Consider the following 15,769-nt stretch of genomic DNA (forward strand, 5'->3'; position numbering starts at 1 on the left):
TATGTAGATCCTTTCGGTATTATTAATGCTTCTAAAAATTGGAACTTAGTTATAAAAAAGATTTAGATAAATTATAAGGAAGGAAATTTATCTAAAAAATTTTAATATTAATAGTGATGAGGTTTTAAACAATTTTACTAAAAAGCCATATAAATCTACTGTATTTTTTAAAAATTTTTTAGAAACAAAATATGTAAATTATACAAAAAAAATTAAAGATGCCTTAAACAATAATGCAGAAATTATACATATAAAAAATATCGATCAAAAAAATTACAATATAATGACTCCCTATGACGGTGAGGTATGGATTAGTGGAATAGAAGAATTAATTTGTCATATGTATGAAGTAATAGGGACACTTAGTAGGTGATAACTTATCTCCTATAGTGGACTATTTAATTTGGGGGATTGTACATAAAGGACATGAGAATCTACCTATAGTATATATTAGCCTTGAAGATATATTAAATCAATTGAGCTACCAAGATATCTTAATCGGGCTTAGTAATGAATTTACAGTAATAAGTGCAGATTCTTTTTCATGTAAAATAGTGAGCAAGCAACTCCCTTTATTAGCAGAATATGCTACCGGTTATTATAGCAGAATAAAAATGGATGCTATCCCTGAAGCACAAGGAGCAGCAGGGTTTATAAATCAAATTAGAGAAATTGTAGATCAAAAATCTACGCAAAACTATATATATGTTGTGTCCGGTGATATTATTATATTAAGCAATAAAACGATCTTACATAAAAGAGATAGCTATAGTCCTAAATAGGATGGAAAAGACCATTATTTTATTAGAATATATTCAGTGAAAGATATAAACCAAGGTATATTAGCAAATATTGCTCAACCTTGGATATAGGTATAATAACCATTATACCGAGACGGCTGTAAGACAACAATCTCCATTATACTTCATGATTTTACTCACTTATAATAATAGACCCCTGGCATAACTTAATATTAAGTTTTGATAGATTGGTCTTGCAATAATGGAGCTTAAACATTATTAGCGGTCTATATATTAGTTGAATGATATAAAGAGTCAAGAGATTTGAGTTGTCATTAATAATAAATAATGTAATTCTGAGTTACGTGGTATATTTTCTATATAATCTGCTTCTAGGATTTGCTTTTACATCAATAATAATTTATATTTGTTTTCACTCATGCGAATAGCAGATTACTTTTGTAGTTTGTTATTGATGATAATTAGGAAATATAAAATAACAATATGAGTCAAAAGATAATTCTAAATAATTCATATTCTATTACTAAATCGCACTTATTCCATATAGTAGACCCAAGCCCTTGGCCCATCCTAACATCTTTTGCTTTACTTCTTTTGGTTATAGGTGGCGTCTCGTTCATGCATGGCTACAAATTTAATATATATATTTTATCTGCAGGGATTATTTCAGTAGGTTACTGTTTATATTCTTGGTGGAGAGATGTAGTGAAAGAAGGAATAGTCGAACATCAGCATACTAGTCCTGTTAGAAAAGGTTTACAAATAGGTATGGCGTTATTTATCTTAACGGAAATAGTATTTTTTAGTGTATTTTTTGCTTCTTTTTTTAAAGCAAGTCTATCACCCGTAGGTCTTTTAGACGGTGTATGGGTTGTAAAGCAGGGCATTTGGCCTCCACCTACAATTAAAACTTTTGAGCCGTTTGATATTCCTTTCATTAATACTTTAATACTACTCTTATCAGGTACTACCATTACTTGGGCTCACTACGCCTTAGAAGAAAAAAATCAAAAAGATTGTGTAACTGCACTTGCTCTTACCATATTGCTTGGAATATTTTTTACAACTATGCAGGCATATGAATATTACCATGCGGCGTTTAAATTTACAGATGGTATATATGCTTCTAATTTTTATTTAACCACGGGTTTGCATGGAATTCATGTGATCATAGGTACTATATTTCTAATAATTTGCTACTTTAGGGCGAAAAGAGGAGATTTTACTACAGAAGGTAATGGACATTTAGGGTTTGAATTTGCTACATGGTACTGGCATTTTGTGGATGTGGTTTGGTTATTTTTATTTACGTTTGTTTATATATTTGGAAGTTAAATTATACTATATGTGATTATAATGTTACTTAAAATAAGTGTTTTTAAAATATTTTTGTATATTAATTAAAATTGCATATATTTAGGAGTTGATTTATATATAAATAAATTATACATTGTTTTTTAAATGCTAATTATTTTATTGAGGTAAGACATATGAACTTTTCTATTCGTAAATTAAACGAAGAATTAATCAATTATAATCTATCATTACGCATATTATTTACTATTCTAAGCGTGGCTATTATTATGGTGGCTTTTGATAGCTTAGGTAGTAATGCCGATCCTGTAGGTGATGCATTATGTAAGTTAATTAAAGTATTCAGAGGCAATACTGCAAAAGGTATAGCTGTTGTCGGTATAATTGTTCTGGGAATTCAAACATTAAGAGGAAAATTGCAGTGGGAAGTAGCTTTAGTGGTAGTTACTGCAATCATTATATTATTTAAAGCTCCAGATATTGTTAATATGGTATCAAGTGATACTAATAGCTCAAATTGTGGTGTTTCCTAATACACGAAAAAATTATTATATCTTTAGTAATACCCATAAGCTTTGGCTTGTGGGTATTTTATTTTTAAGTAATGTTGTTGCATAGCCCCTATGTCATTCCCACATGGCATCGTTGCATGGATCGAAAAATGCGTTAGGTGTTATAGTGTGGCTTGACTCTCTATTGTATGAACGTTTAGTATGTTATGCCTGCAAAGGCAGGGACAAGACAACCTTAATATAGGTTACGTATTTAATAAAAATAAACATATAAAAACTTGTTTTTATATGTTTTACTGGATTCTCCTGCCTACGTGGGAATGACATCAATTGCCTTTATACTCAGGTCAACGGCAACATTCGTATAATACTCAATAGTATTTTAATTGTTTTGATGGACCACGTGGTTAAACCACGGGATGACAGTGGATTTTATCGGTCTATGCAACAACGTCCTCACTTAAATAAAAGTCCTAATCTATTACCTATAATAATATCAATATATTTTGCTGTAATAGGGATCCCTTCAATATTCATTTCTAGATATATTGCTTGTTTTGCAGGGATTTTTGTTTGTAGTTTTGTAATTGATACATATTCATCTAAAGCTTGATTATTAGTATCCATTACTCTCACTTTGATTATAGGATTAGAAATTAAATAATCAGACTCATTAGATAATTTATAAAATATCTTCATACCGCCTATATGATGAGATTGGCCTAAATTAATTTCTTCTATCTTTAATTGATCATATTTACCTAAGAATTTAAAACTATCTATTAGTAATATCACTAAACAAAAAATTATAAAGCTAGTCCATAATATTGGAAATATATTATGTTTTTTCTTAGGAGGAATATACGGTAAAATAACCGGCACATTAGCATTGTAATGATTTTTAATAGGAGTTTTAATAGTTCCTATGTTTACTTTATCTTTAAAGTCATTTAATGTACTAATATTATATTCTAATTTCTGATACCACAAATGGTTACATTTGGAACATTTTACTCGTCGTCCGTTAATACCTATTTGATTGCTTGTAACAATAAATCTTGTTTGGCAATTTGGGCAAGTAATATACATAGTTAATTATAATTATTTTTTGACTTTCATGATAATCTCATTTATTATTTTTGGCAATAAAACACTTAAAAGATATGTCCTCTCTTATTAAAGAAATTGAAGAAGCTTGGCAAATTAAGGACAAACTTCTTTATGATTCTTCAAAGCTTATAACATTAAAGCAAACTCTTAATGATATTATAGAAAGCTTAAATCAAGGTACAATTCGTGTTTGTGAAAAGAAAGAAAATGGTTGGCAAGTTAATAAATGGGTAAAGAAAGCTATATTGCTATATTTTATCACTGCGGAATCGCAACTTTATAATAACAATTATAATAGTTGGTATGACAAAGTTGCTCCTAAATTTTCTGCAGATACTGATAAAAATACATTCAAAGAAGCAGCTATACGGACAGTACCCGGAGCTGTTGTTAGAACCGGTACTTATATAGCTAAAAATGTTGTAATTATGCCTTCTTTCATTAATATAGGTGCTTATATAGATAAGGGGACAATGATTGATACATGGGCCACTATCGGCTCATGTGCTCAAATCGGCAAGAATTGCCATATTTCAGGCGGCACAGGAATAGGTGGGGTGCTTGAGCCGTTGCAAGCAAAGCCTGTTATCATTGAAGATAATTGTTTTATCGGTGCAAGATCGGAAATAGCAGAAGGTGTAATAGTAGAGGAAGGAGCAGTAATTAGTATTGGGGTGTTTATCGGTAGCTCTACAAAAATAGTATACAGAGATACAGGTGAAATTATTTACGGCAGAATTCCTGCTTATTCCGTTGTAGTTCCAGGAGTATTACCTGCTAAGGAACCCGGTAAGCCTGGACTTTATTGCGCAGTTATCGTAAAACAAGTCGATAAAACTACTAGAGCTAAAGTAAGCATAAATGATTTATTGAGATAGATCAATGTAAGCGTTCATGGGTTTTTCACTTTCATCCCGTAGCCTGACCACGGGGGCCAGAAAAAATAACTTCAATATTGTTACCTACACTACATGTTTAACAAAATAAACATATAAAAATTTATTTTTATATGTTTTACTCAATTCTGTGAATAAATCACGGGATGACAGAGAGGAATAATAAGCCGCTTAACACTAGTGAACGGTCACAGATCGATAATATCGCCAATTATACTATTAAGATATCCCTCTCGTTGTTGTTCTGAAATATCTGTTTGTTGGATTGTGTTATTATTTGGGTTCCCTAAGAAAGTATTGTATGCCATAAACATTGCATCTTGTTGTTTTTGAGGATCACGTACAACACCAGCTGCTTTACAATATGATTCTGCAGCATCTGTTTCCTGTTGTTTTTGAAAGCAAAGTTCGTTTCCTTGGGCCATATATAAATCATATTTTATAGGCTTTTCAGCCTTATTTATAAGACTGTTATAACATTTTAATATAGAGTCTAATTTATTATTCTTTCTATAAAATATGATAGCTGGGTTTTCACGTCCTAAGTTAAATAGCATATCGCTAATTTTATTGTACATTTTTTTAAGTTCTTCATTACATGTTAGAGCTCCATTATAATCTTCTTCTTCGCTCAATATATCGCATATTTTAGAGTAGCATCTAGCTATAGTTTGAGTTACTTCTGCTTTGTCCGAGTACTTATTTAACCACTATATGGCTTCTTTATAATATTGCACTGGTTGATCGTGTTTAGGTTCTATATTTTTTATAGAAGATAGATAGTGATTTTGTATGCATAAATATTTCAATTAAGGAACTATAGCAATCATTGGATTGAGATCATGTTATAGATAACACTTCTTCAAATAATGATAATTCTTTCATTTGTAGGTTTATACATATCGGTAAGTTTGAATAACCGGTTTATTGTCTATGAATTTCTCAATAGAACCTAAAATTTGAAATATTACCCCTATAAGGTTATTAGCTTGTTTGTTTAATATGATAGCTTGAAATTCTAATAATTGTGCTAATCCTTCAAAACAAGAAAGAGTTTTTTCTAGAGCCGGATACTGTATTGGAGATAAATATGGTTTAATATAACCCTCATAGTTATTATCTAAAAATTTTGAGTAGTTTAAGAGGTGTATATACATTAAAGTCTTCAAAAATTGATTGGATAGTATTAATTATACATTCTACATTTATCTGTATTTGTGTATGTAAATTTTCTATCAGACTGTCTTGTTTCTTTAGCAATGAACCTAGCTGCTTTATCTCTAAATGTTATATTCCTTTTCTCTCTTCTAGGTGTTTTAGTTCTAGAGAGGTTTATTCCCCCATTTTGAGAAGTAGGTTTATAGAAAAATTTTATATCAGAGAATTTTAATATATCCTTGTTAATGGCAATGCTATTTTGTACGTCAGTATAATGTTTTCATGATTATTTTCATTATGTTGTGTTATTACGCATATAACATTTCCTTTTAATTTTTCGTGTTCTTCTGTAGGAAAAATATTTTTTAAAGTCTTCTATAATCCTGTTAAAGATATTAGGGGATTTTACGGTCTTTTCTTTTGCTACTATGATAAATTTTAATTTATCAGTTATTTGAACTAGCTTTTTAATGAAAAATATATTGATTAACTCTTGCACTGTATCGGGTACTCCGTTAGAACATTCCTAAAATACTTTTTCTGCAATTTCAAATTTTTTGGGATCATATATAGCCGGTTCATATTTATGCTGAATTTCTGGCGTTGTTTCAAAATCAAATAATTTATCAAATGTAAATTTTTCACCGTTTTTGATAATCTTAAGGTTGTTCTTAAGAGCATTTAAAAATGTGTTTTTCTCGCTATAAGGTAATCCTATTACTATTGTAGCTTCTGGTGTTTTTCATGCTGGTATTAGTAAATAATTCACTTCAGTCAATGCATTTAGAATATTTGCTTTTAATAAAGAATCAAGAGCAGTTTCTTCTTCTATGAAAGGTTTAATATCAATTTCTGCGAGAATTTTAAATTTCATATATAACCGCTACTCTATTCTTTAATATAAATTTTTATACTGTCGCTTTTGCCGCTATCGCTGATAGCTCTAATAATAAATTCACCGGCTTTTGCTTTCCATATTACTGCGTCGTTTGGTTTTACAGTTGCTACTAATTCATTTTTCACAAACCAAAAAATGCTGTTGGTTTTATTATCGCTAATCGCACTAAAAGTAATGTTATCACTATTTTTAATTGAATGTACGGAATTTTTTAACAGGTATATAATTTTAGGTTTTTGATGATGCCAATTTATTAACCTATTGCAATGGTTTGTAGGTATCGGTTTTGGTAATATATGTATTCCTGCGTTTTGATAAACCGAAAGCATATCTGTTAGCCATAAATTTACTGTTTTATATTCTGTTTGTCCTTTAATAAAGTTACAAGTAGGCATATCGGTTTTTAAATCTATCAACATTTTTCTATAAATACTGGATTGTTTTATCGGTGATTTGCCTTTAATGAATAAGGTTTCTGCTTTAACCGGACACATATCATTATCGATATCTCCTGTATCTGCACAAACTTTTACTTAACGAGCAAGAGATGGCTCTAGAAAATAGGTTTCAAGTATTGGAAATCCTTGCTAAAGCTGAAAGGGCAAATGCTGTCAGTATTAACGATAAAATTAAAAAGGCTATACATTTTAATAACATAGAAAATTTGAATACACCTTTGGAGCAGTTAAAATATATAGCTATGACAGGCGGTGTAGATGCTAATGACGATTTAAAAGTTGTAAATAATTATGTTGAAACTCCTTTAACAACAGAAGCTTTTGAACATGTTTTGGTACTAATATTACTGATCCTACTGTAAGAAAAGCATCGATACTAAATACTCTGAATCAGGAAACAGCCCTTTATTAAATAAGTTTAAAAGCGTAGCTACTCCGGAGGCAAAACATAAATTATTAGATCAATTTAAAAACTATGTTAATCAAAACTTAGTTGAGCTTGAGTCTAAACAATCTAGTATTCCCATCAGACAATCCGTAATGAAGTTAGCTGACCCTGCAATAGTAGTGAATTATTTAGAGCAGATGGCTAAATTAACAGAAGCATATATTGATAACGGTAACATTAAGATAGTGAATGAAAATGATAAGGTAGTTGATAAGCAAGGTCTAAAAAGTTATAACAAGATTTTAAAAGATGCCAGTTTAATAACTAAAGATTTGGATGGTAAGAGAATGCAAGCATTGATAAATAATTTCGATGCTTTAACGATGAGCGATTTGGCACTTGTCTTAAAAAGACTGTAGGTGAAATAAGAATAGATAATGAGGATCTAGTAGGTCTATAGCACCTCAAGCAATGGCAGGAATAGTACCGCCTCCTCCGCCTCTACCAGGTGGAGTAGCAGTTCCTCCATCGGCAGGTGTAGGTATAAGACTTGCAATAGCTAGGGATATAGCAAATCTAAATGCCATAGGTGATGATGAACTAAAATTAGCAGGTTATAAATCTAAAGGCAAAAGCGATGCTGCATTAAGGGGAAGAATAGCTGCACTGGCACCGGTTGTAGGTAGAGCAGTCGCAGAAGTTCTTGTAGCTCCGAATACTTTAGACAGAATATTTCATAATGAGATGTATTTAGCTAAAAATAATGGAAATCCTTAATACTTTAAAATTTTCCGATGTATTAAATCTAGCTCTTAATAAAGGGAACGTATGCGATAATATAGCCCTTACTCCTAAAGCAAACGAAGTAAATACTCAAATAAATAATTGGATTAATAACAATATTGTTAATTTAATAGTGGAAAGTAATATAGATAAGATAGCGGCTAACATTATTACAAAATAAAGCTGCAGCGGCAACATTATCAAGAATTTATGAAACGGCAGCCGATAATGTAGCTGGTTTATCTAAAGCTTCTAAAACCATTACAGAGAAAAATATAACAGACACTGTACAAAATAATTTTAATGCAAAAATGAAAGCTTTAATACCTAATACTAAAGATTTCTCAAAAGAGGCAATTGTAAAATTTCTTAATATAATAAGTGATGAGAAAATAGAAACGGTATTTAATACCCCTGTTGTTGCACCGGTAATAGTGGTAGCAGGTGGATCGTCACTACCTACGAGGGTAGGATATAATGGGCTTGGGACGGTTTAGTCAGAAAGAGGAACAGTCTAAAGCCTATCGAACATCTTTTTTCTAAAAAAAATGCTGCGGTTGCAGTGGCAGTAGCTTATATTGCTCCTACTTCTAAAATAGGGGGAAAAATACGAAACCGCTGTTCAAGCTATAGCAGATTCAGTTGATACGGATTTAAAAAGAGAGTTAGCAATAAAGACTCAAGGAAAGGAAAAACTAAAAGCATTAATTGTAGAAGAAGTTTTTAAGAAATATGCAACTAAAAATGTAGATGTACTTGATGGTAATATAAATCAATTAGCTCAAGCTATAAAAGAAGGAACCAATATTGAGTTCATAGGTCCTAAAAGAGAAGTGGCAAGTGGTATAGATCAGGAAACAAGAAATCTATGTGTTAGAATAAATCAAAATGCAGAAATTATGATTGTTCAACGTATAGAGAGGATTGTTCCTGTAGAGGGCAATATTGAAGGCTTTGATGATGATTATAATTATAATACGGGAGCGAACAAAAGTAGAAGTATCTAGTAGTACAAATAAATCAGAATCTAAGGATTTTGAAGTTAGCCTTGAAAACTCGAAGTAAGAGGAAGCTAGACAAGAAGAGGAGGCAAAAGTAGTCGCTTCTATAAAGGAAGCCGCAGAAGCAAGCATTGTTGAAGCTGCTGAAGTTGTAGAAATGCAAAATGCAGTAAAACAAGACAAAGAAATGATTGGAGCAATATATAATCCGATGCATGATATCACTCAAATGAGCTGTAATATTATATCGCATAGAATGTTCTCTAGTGCTGCGGTTGCTGCGTGTGATGAAGATGAAAAAGTGTTAGATAAAAGCCTTTGGATTGCAGGTACTTACGGTATTAATACGCAACAAGGTTTTGCCGATTATAAAGGTCATGCTTCAGGCGGTACTATAGGTTTTGATATTGGTTCTGATAACTACAAAGATTTAGTCGGTATTGCTTATACTAAATTGGATTCAAAGTGTAAATCTAACGGTAGCAGATTAAATACTAATATCGATAGCCATATCGTAACTTTATACGGACAAAAAGAATTACCGAAAAACTTTATGGTACAAGCTATGTTTGCTTATAATCATAATATAGTAAAGAGTAAAATCAACCATTTAGGTACTATTGCAACCGGTAAATATAAGAATAATAATTATAACTTTGAAACTTTATTAAGTTATAATCATCTTATGAATGGTGATATTACTCTTACTCCAAATCTTGGTATAAGATACGGCCACTCTAAAGACGATACATATCAAGAAAGTGATGTAGGTATTCAGCATTTGAGTATTGCTTCTAAAAAGCAGTATTGATGAAGCAGTATTTTAGGCGGGAAGGTAGAAGGTAGATTTAGTACCGCAGAAAATAGCTGACGGTTTTAGTGTTACGCCTGCACTTCAAGCATCTGTAGAACATTACTTTAATGATAATAGTAAAAAACTTAATGCTAAAGTATAATGGAAAGATAGAGAAGTTAATGAAACTATCGCATTACCGAAGCAGCCTAAAGTTGCTTATAATATCGATGCTAGCGTTTTAACTAAAAAAGATAATGTAAGCGTATTACTTGAATATAACTGTCATTTACAAAAGAAATATCAAAGCCATCAAGGCTTTGTGAAGTTGAAAGTGAAGTTATAACAGCTAAAATCGTCATTGCGAGAAAAAACTGTAAGTTTTGACGAAGCAATCCAGTAAAAATGTTAATTTATAGCGTTTTTTTTATTTTTTGTGGATTGCCACGCAGCCTACAGCTTGCTCGCAATGATGACTATGGACCCACGCTAGCAATGTACTCCCAAGAGTTGTAAATAATACTTATTACTCGTCTCTTACTACTAACACTGATATATCTGAATGACGGACAATTTTAGAAGCATTAGGTCCAAGCATATAATCTTTTAATTGTAGTCTGACTGCAGAGATTATTATTAAATCGGCTTTAATTTCATTAGAGTGCTTAATTATTTCATCATAAACGGCACCGCTACCTATATAATAATCTGTTTCAATTTCATCGGGAATATATTGTTTGATAAGCGCTTTAATTTGAGTTTTATACTTTTCTTTTTTCGTCGTTCTCCAATGTTTAGGTAAATAATCTTCAAACATTTTCATACCAAATTCAGGAATTACATACATAAAATGTAATTTTGCTTGAAAGTTCGTTGCAAGCATTAAAGCCTTAGCAAGAATACCTTTTATAGATTTTTTATCATTTAAATCTATAGGTATAAGTATATTTTTAAATATAGTATTTTCAGACATAAGATATTATTAGTTTTTGTTTCTTACTGAATCATGTTTTGGTAGAACAAAATTTTTAGTATCGGTGAAATAGTTAATATCCAGGTTATTTAATAAGTAATTAGAAAGTTTAAAATTTGCTACGTTTCTATGAAAAGCTCCGATAAACTTATCTAAAACATCACGATTCGTCTCATCTCTAGTTACTAGGATTGCCGATACTTTTACTGTAGTTTGATCATCGGTAATCCCTGGATATAAGCCCTTATGAAGTATGGCTTTATGAAAAGCTCTATTTTGTTTTATTAATTCCGTTATTTTATCATTGTCAATTGAAATGAAATCAATTTTACACTTATGAGCTATTAAATTTACTAAGGGGTTGGAATGTCCAACCATCATTATTATAGCATCTATTTCCTTATTACAGAATTGATCACTAGCATCTGCATAATTAATGTGTAGCTCTTCAGGTTCCTTAGCAAATTTATATAAAGAACGTACGATATCATAAGTAATATTACTACTGGAAAATGCCGGACCGTTAGTTATTTTTTTGCCGTCAATATCAGCAAAAACTTTTATTTTATCTTCATCTTTTACAATAACCGTAAAAAACTCATCATGTAGATTAAGCACCTGACGTAAATTTTGCATTTTTTCTTGATCGTGATAATAACCTATGCCCTCATATGCTTCTACTGCAATATTAGCTTGCACTAGGGCTAAATCAATTTTGCCTTGTTGTAATAATTTTAAATTTTCTATACTACCGTTTGTTGCAACAACTTCGCATTTAATATGTTCATTATTTTTATCGTCATTTGTAATAGTCTTGCATAAATCAAGTCCAATAGCATAATATCCTTTTAAAATAGAGCCGGTACCGATTTTGATGACTCTTGGAGCAGCATAAATATTACTGCAAATAAGAAATATGCTAATAATAGTCGCTAGTTTAAAATTATTCATAAAACTAATTTGAATTATTTGCGGTATTTTGGTCTTCTTTATGTGTACTAAGTTTTAGTTCTAATAAATTAATAGAACCAATATTTATTCCTTTGTCTGAAAATTCAATATCAAACTTAGCTTTTTCTATATTGTTGTAAGCTGAATTTGAATCATTTTGCTCTGTATTTAATGGTGCGTCGGAAGCTTTATTAATTGCTTTAGCAATAATTGTTTTAATTATTTTCTTAGAAAAAATAATATTATTCGGTAATAATTTCTCAACTATGGAATTATAATTTTCCAGCTCAAAATGTAGTTTTCCTTTCGGTAATTTATTGGCAAAGAGTTGTAAAGCACCGTTTAAATTAACTTTAGAATCATTATCACAAGTAAAAATAAATCTTTCTATATTAAAATTTTGTAAAATAGCTGAATCTTCCCTGCCTGCAGCAAATTTTAGAGAAGCAGCAATATCAAAACTAGCATTTTTAAAATTCAAAATATCTTTTTCTGAATAATAATTCATGTTTAAAAATAAGGATATATTGTCCTCACTTGCTAAATTCTGTTTTCGTATAAGAAATGCTAAATCATTAATTTTAAAGATTTCTTGATTATCTTTAAATATCAATAATGCTTTATTATTTAACTGAATTGATTTTAATATTTCTTTTAAGTTATCATCTTTTGATATTTTATATAAAGGTTTATTAAATTTTCCTATACCCTTTATGTCATCATCGCTGCGTACATCATAGGTAAATATTTTATTGCCGTAATTATCGATTTCTCTAATAAAAGGACCGAAATTAAGAGCGGCTCTTTTAGTACTAAAAGCTATATTTAGGACAATATTTTCGCATGTAAATTCTGAAGAATTTACATGATCAATTAATTTTACTTTAGGATCCGTTACGGTAATTTCCCAATTAAAAGGATAGCCTGAAAACCTAACTGCATTATAAGATATTTGAAGATTATCGGATTCAGAATTCTTAATTAAACTTACAATGTTATTTTTTATAGTATATGCAGTTGCAAACCATATTATTGTAAAGGTTAAAAACACAAAAAAAAGTATTTTACGTATCACTGTTTTAATCCATTATAATTTTATATTACGAGTAGCAGAAGGAAGGCGTACTTTTATGCCGTCTAATTCTTCGGTTAAAATAATTTGACATCCCAATCTAGAAGTATCGGTAAGACCAAAGGCTAAGTCAAGCATATCTTCCTCTGCTTCCGTAGGTTTTTTAAATTTGTTGTAAAATTCTTCTTCTAAAATAACGTGACAAGTAGCACAAGCAAGTGATCCTTCACAAGCTCCTTCAAGGTCTAGATCGTTACTATGGGCAATTTCTAAAATAGAAAGCCCTATTGGTGCTTCTACTGTTTTTGCTTCTCCATCATTTATAATAAATGTTACTTTTATTTTTCCTGACATTCTTCTTATTTTTCCTTATCTAAATTAGTTCGATTATATATAACTGAGGCTATTTAATTTGATTGATACTTTTGCCTTTTAGCAAATCATTAATTATTATATTAAACTTTGTATCCATAGATTTTTTTATTTTGGATTTAAACTCTTTAATAGAATTATTAATTAAGATCCGATCTCTAGCGCGTGTGGCTTCTTTTATATTATCTAATAAAGAGTTAATTATAGATATCTCACTTCCCGATAATAAAGTTGTTAATTCCGCTATAGCACGTTCTATGCTAAAGATTAAAGATTCTGCTTCAATTACTGCTTCTTGTAATAATCTTGTATTATAATCTATTTTAGCATTTTTATACGCATTTTCTAACATAATATCAATCTCCATTTTATCAATACTGTGATTTGGCTTTACTTCTATAGCATGTGATATATTGCTGATTTTCTCATAAGCAGAAACGGATAATATACCATCTGCGTCAATAGCAAAAGTAACTTCGGCTCTAATATATCCTGCTTTCATAGGAGGAAGTCCCTTTAACTCAAATCGGGCTAAACTGCGGCAATCGGCAGCCATTTCACGTTCACCTTGCAATATATGAAATTGTATACCGGTTTGATTATCGACATAAGTCGTAAATTCTTTTACTACTGAAATAGGAATCGGAGTATTATGCATGATGATTTTTTCAACTATACCGCCATATAATTCCATACCCAGCGATAAAGGTGTTACATCAATCAATAATGAATTTGTATGGGGTGCTATTAAATTTTCTGCTTGTAATGCAGCCCCCCATACAACTGCTTTATCAGGATCGATATCTGATAGAATATCTATTTTAAATGCTTTATATAATTCGTCTTTTATTAAAGGAATGCGGGTTGCACCCCCTACTAAAATAACTCCGTCTATATTTGGGTTTCCTGCTTGTTCTAAACACTCTTGAGCTATATTGATAGTACGTGCTACTAATGGTAAAATTAATTGCTCTAATGTTTGTTTATTAATTGATACATTATCATTATTAAAACTATCTTTATATGTTAAAGTTTCTTTTACTTTTTTTGCAAGTTGTAAAGTATCTATAGAATTAGGTAAATCAAATTTATTGCAAAGATATTGTGTAATTACTACATCTATATCGTTGCCACCAAGCATATTATCGCCGTTTGTTGCTATAACTTGAAAAATACCTTCTTGTATGTTAAGAATAGATACGTCAAAAGTGCCGCCGCCTAGGTCATATACTAAATAACAGCCTTTTTGATTTTTGTTTAAGCCGTAAGCATAGGCGGCTGCAGTAGGTTCGGCAATTAGCCTTAATACTTCAAAACCTGCTATTTTAGCCGCAAGCATTACTTCGCCTCTTGCTGCATCGTTAAAATGTGCAGGTACTGTTATTACTGCTTTAGTTAGCTTAGTCTTTAATTGTTCTTCTGCTTGATTTTTTAGATAAATAAAAACTTCTGCTGCAATTTCAGAGACTCTCAGTTGTTTATTTGCAAAATTTAGCTTAAGCTCACTACTATTTACATCTAGATAATCTTTAACTAACGAAAAAAGTGCCGGAGTATTTAGAATTTCTTTTAATGTTTTACCGAATAGTCTTTTAATAGAACACAGTCCTTTATTATTACCTATAGTAAAATTGTTACTTGTAAAATCTATAGTAGTTGGGATTAATTCTTTATCATCTATAGATTTGATAACTTTAACTTTTCTATTAGCTGCAATAGCTATTAATGAGTTAGTAGTGCCAAAATCGATACCGACTGCTATTTGTCGTTCTTGCTTAAAATCAGCTTGCTCCGGTTCCCTAATTTCTATTATTTGCATGATTTTATTTTTTTTTGCAGTTTATGCAGCAATGTCTCAATATATTTAAGCTTGCTAGTTTTTATAGTTGCGTCTGATAGATTTTGTTCTTCAAAAGCTTGTTTTAAAGAATCAATTTCAAGCTTTTTCATTAATTCATATTTGTCTTTTATTTTTTCTAAATCACTAAATAAGATAGTACTTTCGATTATTTCCATTTCATCCCAGAATATGCTTAATTCTAGCGGCGAAAGTAAACTACGTGTTTTTTCGTCATTCAAATTTATATTTTGCAAAAGCAGCATATATTCAGCACGCTTTAAGGCATCTTTAAGAGTAGAGTAAGCGTTATTTAATTCAGCCGCAGTAATTAGATTTTGTTCCTTTTCCTGCAAAGTTGTTGCTTTATCGGGATGATATTTTATCTGCATAGCAAAATATTGCTTTTCTAATATCTTTAAATTAATATTATACTCTTGCGGAAGTCCTAATAATTGAAAATAATTTTGCACTTTTCCTTTTTTGTAATTC

At 30.5% G+C, this 15,769-nt stretch carries 19 protein-coding genes and 4 pseudogenes; 11 read left to right on the forward strand and 12 right to left on the reverse strand.

Features of this window, described 5'->3' with window-relative positions:
- The first annotated feature begins 389 nt into the window (after positions 1–389).
- The 3 genes from QUD19_RS03465 to QUD19_RS03475 all read left to right on the forward strand — a co-directional run bounded on the left by QUD19_RS03465 (position 390) and on the right by QUD19_RS03475 (position 2,608).
- A complete protein-coding gene (locus QUD19_RS03465; RefSeq protein WP_498807299.1) occupies positions 390–782 on the forward strand; it encodes a hypothetical protein in 393 nt (130 codons plus the stop codon).
- Positions 783–1,244: 462 nt separating this feature from the next.
- The gene (locus QUD19_RS03470) at positions 1,245–2,096 is read left to right on the forward strand and encodes a cytochrome c oxidase subunit 3 (RefSeq protein WP_498807301.1); all 852 of its coding nucleotides are present in this window, start codon (positions 1,245–1,247) and stop codon (positions 2,094–2,096) included.
- A gap of 155 nt (positions 2,097–2,251) precedes the next feature.
- Entirely contained in the window at positions 2,252–2,608 is a 357-nt protein-coding gene (locus QUD19_RS03475) for a TrbC/VirB2 family type IV secretion system protein (protein ID WP_498807303.1), read from the forward strand.
- A gap of 435 nt (positions 2,609–3,043) precedes the next feature.
- Here the strand turns inward: QUD19_RS03475 and QUD19_RS03480 are convergent, their stop codons facing one another.
- Positions 3,044–3,676 carry an MJ0042-type zinc finger domain-containing protein gene (locus QUD19_RS03480; protein WP_498807304.1) on the reverse strand — a complete coding sequence of 211 codons (633 nt, stop codon included), beginning with the start codon at positions 3,674–3,676 and terminating at the stop codon, positions 3,044–3,046.
- A 74-nt stretch (positions 3,677–3,750) separates the two neighbouring features.
- Here QUD19_RS03480 and dapD point away from each other — a divergent pair, with 74 nt between their 5' ends.
- The gene (gene dapD, locus QUD19_RS03485) at positions 3,751–4,575 is read left to right on the forward strand and encodes a 2,3,4,5-tetrahydropyridine-2,6-dicarboxylate N-succinyltransferase (RefSeq protein ID WP_498807306.1); all 825 of its coding nucleotides are present in this window, start codon (positions 3,751–3,753) and stop codon (positions 4,573–4,575) included.
- A gap of 206 nt (positions 4,576–4,781) precedes the next feature.
- Here the strand turns inward: dapD and QUD19_RS03490 are convergent, their stop codons facing one another.
- From QUD19_RS03490 to QUD19_RS03510, 5 genes and pseudogenes are all read right to left on the reverse strand, one after another.
- Positions 4,782–5,228, reverse strand: a complete 447-nt coding sequence (locus QUD19_RS03490; protein WP_498807308.1) for a hypothetical protein — start codon at positions 5,226–5,228, stop codon at positions 4,782–4,784.
- A 258-nt stretch (positions 5,229–5,486) separates the two neighbouring features.
- A complete protein-coding gene (locus QUD19_RS03495) occupies positions 5,487–5,750 on the reverse strand; it encodes a hypothetical protein (protein ID WP_498807310.1) in 264 nt (87 codons plus the stop codon).
- A 229-nt stretch (positions 5,751–5,979) separates the two neighbouring features.
- Positions 5,980–6,250: pseudogene (locus tag QUD19_RS03500) on the reverse strand (hypothetical protein).
- Between the two features lie 243 nt (positions 6,251–6,493).
- Positions 6,494–6,625, reverse strand: a complete 132-nt coding sequence (locus QUD19_RS03505) for a hypothetical protein (protein WP_498807312.1) — start codon at positions 6,623–6,625, stop codon at positions 6,494–6,496.
- Positions 6,626–6,639: 14 nt separating this feature from the next.
- Positions 6,640–7,182: pseudogene (locus QUD19_RS03510) on the reverse strand (penicillin-binding protein 1C); the annotation flags it as partial.
- Between the two features lie 2 nt (positions 7,183–7,184).
- Here QUD19_RS03510 and QUD19_RS03515 point away from each other — a divergent pair.
- The 7 genes and pseudogenes from QUD19_RS03515 to QUD19_RS03545 form a co-directional block, all read left to right on the forward strand.
- Positions 7,185–7,298: pseudogene (locus QUD19_RS03515) on the forward strand (cell surface protein); the annotation flags it as partial.
- Positions 7,299–7,647: 349 nt separating this feature from the next.
- Positions 7,648–7,914 carry a hypothetical protein gene (locus QUD19_RS03520; protein ID WP_498807313.1) on the forward strand — a complete coding sequence of 89 codons (267 nt, stop codon included), beginning with the start codon at positions 7,648–7,650 and terminating at the stop codon, positions 7,912–7,914.
- Between the two features lie 52 nt (positions 7,915–7,966).
- Positions 7,967–8,181 (forward strand): annotated as a pseudogene (locus QUD19_RS03525) (hypothetical protein).
- A 77-nt stretch (positions 8,182–8,258) separates the two neighbouring features.
- On the forward strand, positions 8,259–8,459 hold the full coding sequence (locus tag QUD19_RS03530) for a hypothetical protein (RefSeq protein WP_498807315.1): 201 nt from the start codon (positions 8,259–8,261) through the stop codon (positions 8,457–8,459).
- A gap of 130 nt (positions 8,460–8,589) precedes the next feature.
- On the forward strand, positions 8,590–8,775 hold the full coding sequence (locus QUD19_RS03535) for a hypothetical protein (RefSeq protein WP_498807317.1): 186 nt from the start codon (positions 8,590–8,592) through the stop codon (positions 8,773–8,775).
- Positions 8,776–9,111: 336 nt separating this feature from the next.
- The gene (locus tag QUD19_RS03540; protein ID WP_498807318.1) at positions 9,112–9,285 is read left to right on the forward strand and encodes a hypothetical protein; all 174 of its coding nucleotides are present in this window, start codon (positions 9,112–9,114) and stop codon (positions 9,283–9,285) included.
- Positions 9,286–9,436: 151 nt separating this feature from the next.
- Positions 9,437–10,090 carry an autotransporter outer membrane beta-barrel domain-containing protein gene (locus QUD19_RS03545; protein ID WP_498807320.1) on the forward strand — a complete coding sequence of 218 codons (654 nt, stop codon included), beginning with the start codon at positions 9,437–9,439 and terminating at the stop codon, positions 10,088–10,090.
- A 508-nt stretch (positions 10,091–10,598) separates the two neighbouring features.
- Here the strand turns inward: QUD19_RS03545 and QUD19_RS03550 are convergent.
- From QUD19_RS03550 to hscB, 6 genes are read right to left on the reverse strand one after another with little or no spacing between them, the layout of a single operon-like run.
- The gene (locus tag QUD19_RS03550) at positions 10,599–11,045 is read right to left on the reverse strand and encodes a universal stress protein (protein WP_498807322.1); all 447 of its coding nucleotides are present in this window, start codon (positions 11,043–11,045) and stop codon (positions 10,599–10,601) included.
- A gap of 9 nt (positions 11,046–11,054) precedes the next feature.
- Complete coding sequence (locus QUD19_RS03555; protein ID WP_498807324.1) at positions 11,055–11,996, reverse strand: TAXI family TRAP transporter solute-binding subunit; 942 nt, start codon at positions 11,994–11,996, stop codon at positions 11,055–11,057.
- Between the two features lie 4 nt (positions 11,997–12,000).
- On the reverse strand, positions 12,001–13,071 hold the full coding sequence (locus tag QUD19_RS03560) for an RP198 family tick cell line-upregulated protein (RefSeq protein WP_498807326.1): 1,071 nt from the start codon (positions 13,069–13,071) through the stop codon (positions 12,001–12,003).
- A 12-nt stretch (positions 13,072–13,083) separates the two neighbouring features.
- Positions 13,084–13,422, reverse strand: a complete 339-nt coding sequence (locus tag QUD19_RS03565; RefSeq protein WP_498807328.1) for a ferredoxin family 2Fe-2S iron-sulfur cluster binding protein — start codon at positions 13,420–13,422, stop codon at positions 13,084–13,086.
- 49 nt (positions 13,423–13,471) lie between these two features.
- Positions 13,472–15,259, reverse strand: a complete 1,788-nt coding sequence (hscA, locus tag QUD19_RS03570; RefSeq protein ID WP_498807329.1) for a Fe-S protein assembly chaperone HscA — start codon at positions 15,257–15,259, stop codon at positions 13,472–13,474.
- The gene (gene hscB / locus QUD19_RS03575) at positions 15,250–15,750 is read right to left on the reverse strand and encodes a Fe-S protein assembly co-chaperone HscB (protein WP_498807330.1); all 501 of its coding nucleotides are present in this window, start codon (positions 15,748–15,750) and stop codon (positions 15,250–15,252) included. Before hscB ends, hscA begins: the two co-directional genes overlap by 10 nt.
- Positions 15,751–15,769: the final 19 nt, after the last annotated feature.

It is taken from the genome of Candidatus Rickettsia kotlanii (genome assembly GCA_030295365.1).
GTDB classification, from domain to species: Bacteria; Pseudomonadota; Alphaproteobacteria; order Rickettsiales; family Rickettsiaceae; genus Rickettsia; species Rickettsia kotlanii.

What these genes read in the sequence shown, in the direction of transcription:
- QUD19_RS03470 (WP_498807301.1), top strand. Translation starts at nt 1,245, where the DNA reads ATGAGTCAAAAGATAATTCTAAATAATTCATATTCTATTACTAAATCG.
- QUD19_RS03475 (WP_498807303.1), top strand. Translation starts at nt 2,252, where the DNA reads ATGAACTTTTCTATTCGTAAATTAAACGAAGAATTAATCAATTATAAT.
- QUD19_RS03480 (WP_498807304.1), bottom strand. Translation starts at nt 3,676, where the DNA reads ATGTATATTACTTGCCCAAATTGCCAAACAAGATTTATTGTTACAAGC.
- dapD (WP_498807306.1), top strand. Translation starts at nt 3,751, where the DNA reads ATGTCCTCTCTTATTAAAGAAATTGAAGAAGCTTGGCAAATTAAGGAC.
- QUD19_RS03495 (WP_498807310.1), bottom strand. Translation starts at nt 5,750, where the DNA reads ATGTATATACACCTCTTAAACTACTCAAAATTTTTAGATAATAACTAT.
- QUD19_RS03505 (WP_498807312.1), bottom strand. Translation starts at nt 6,625, where the DNA reads ATGAAATTTAAAATTCTCGCAGAAATTGATATTAAACCTTTCATAGAA.
- QUD19_RS03520 (WP_498807313.1), top strand. Translation starts at nt 7,648, where the DNA reads ATGAAGTTAGCTGACCCTGCAATAGTAGTGAATTATTTAGAGCAGATG.
- QUD19_RS03530 (WP_498807315.1), top strand. Translation starts at nt 8,259, where the DNA reads ATGGAAATCCTTAATACTTTAAAATTTTCCGATGTATTAAATCTAGCT.
- QUD19_RS03535 (WP_498807317.1), top strand. Translation starts at nt 8,590, where the DNA reads ATGAAAGCTTTAATACCTAATACTAAAGATTTCTCAAAAGAGGCAATT.
- QUD19_RS03545 (WP_498807320.1), top strand. Translation starts at nt 9,437, where the DNA reads ATGCAAAATGCAGTAAAACAAGACAAAGAAATGATTGGAGCAATATAT.
- QUD19_RS03550 (WP_498807322.1), bottom strand. Translation starts at nt 11,045, where the DNA reads ATGTCTGAAAATACTATATTTAAAAATATACTTATACCTATAGATTTA.
- QUD19_RS03555 (WP_498807324.1), bottom strand. Translation starts at nt 11,996, where the DNA reads ATGAATAATTTTAAACTAGCGACTATTATTAGCATATTTCTTATTTGC.
- QUD19_RS03565 (WP_498807328.1), bottom strand. Translation starts at nt 13,422, where the DNA reads ATGTCAGGAAAAATAAAAGTAACATTTATTATAAATGATGGAGAAGCA.
- hscA (WP_498807329.1), bottom strand. Translation starts at nt 15,259, where the DNA reads ATGCAAATAATAGAAATTAGGGAACCGGAGCAAGCTGATTTTAAGCAA.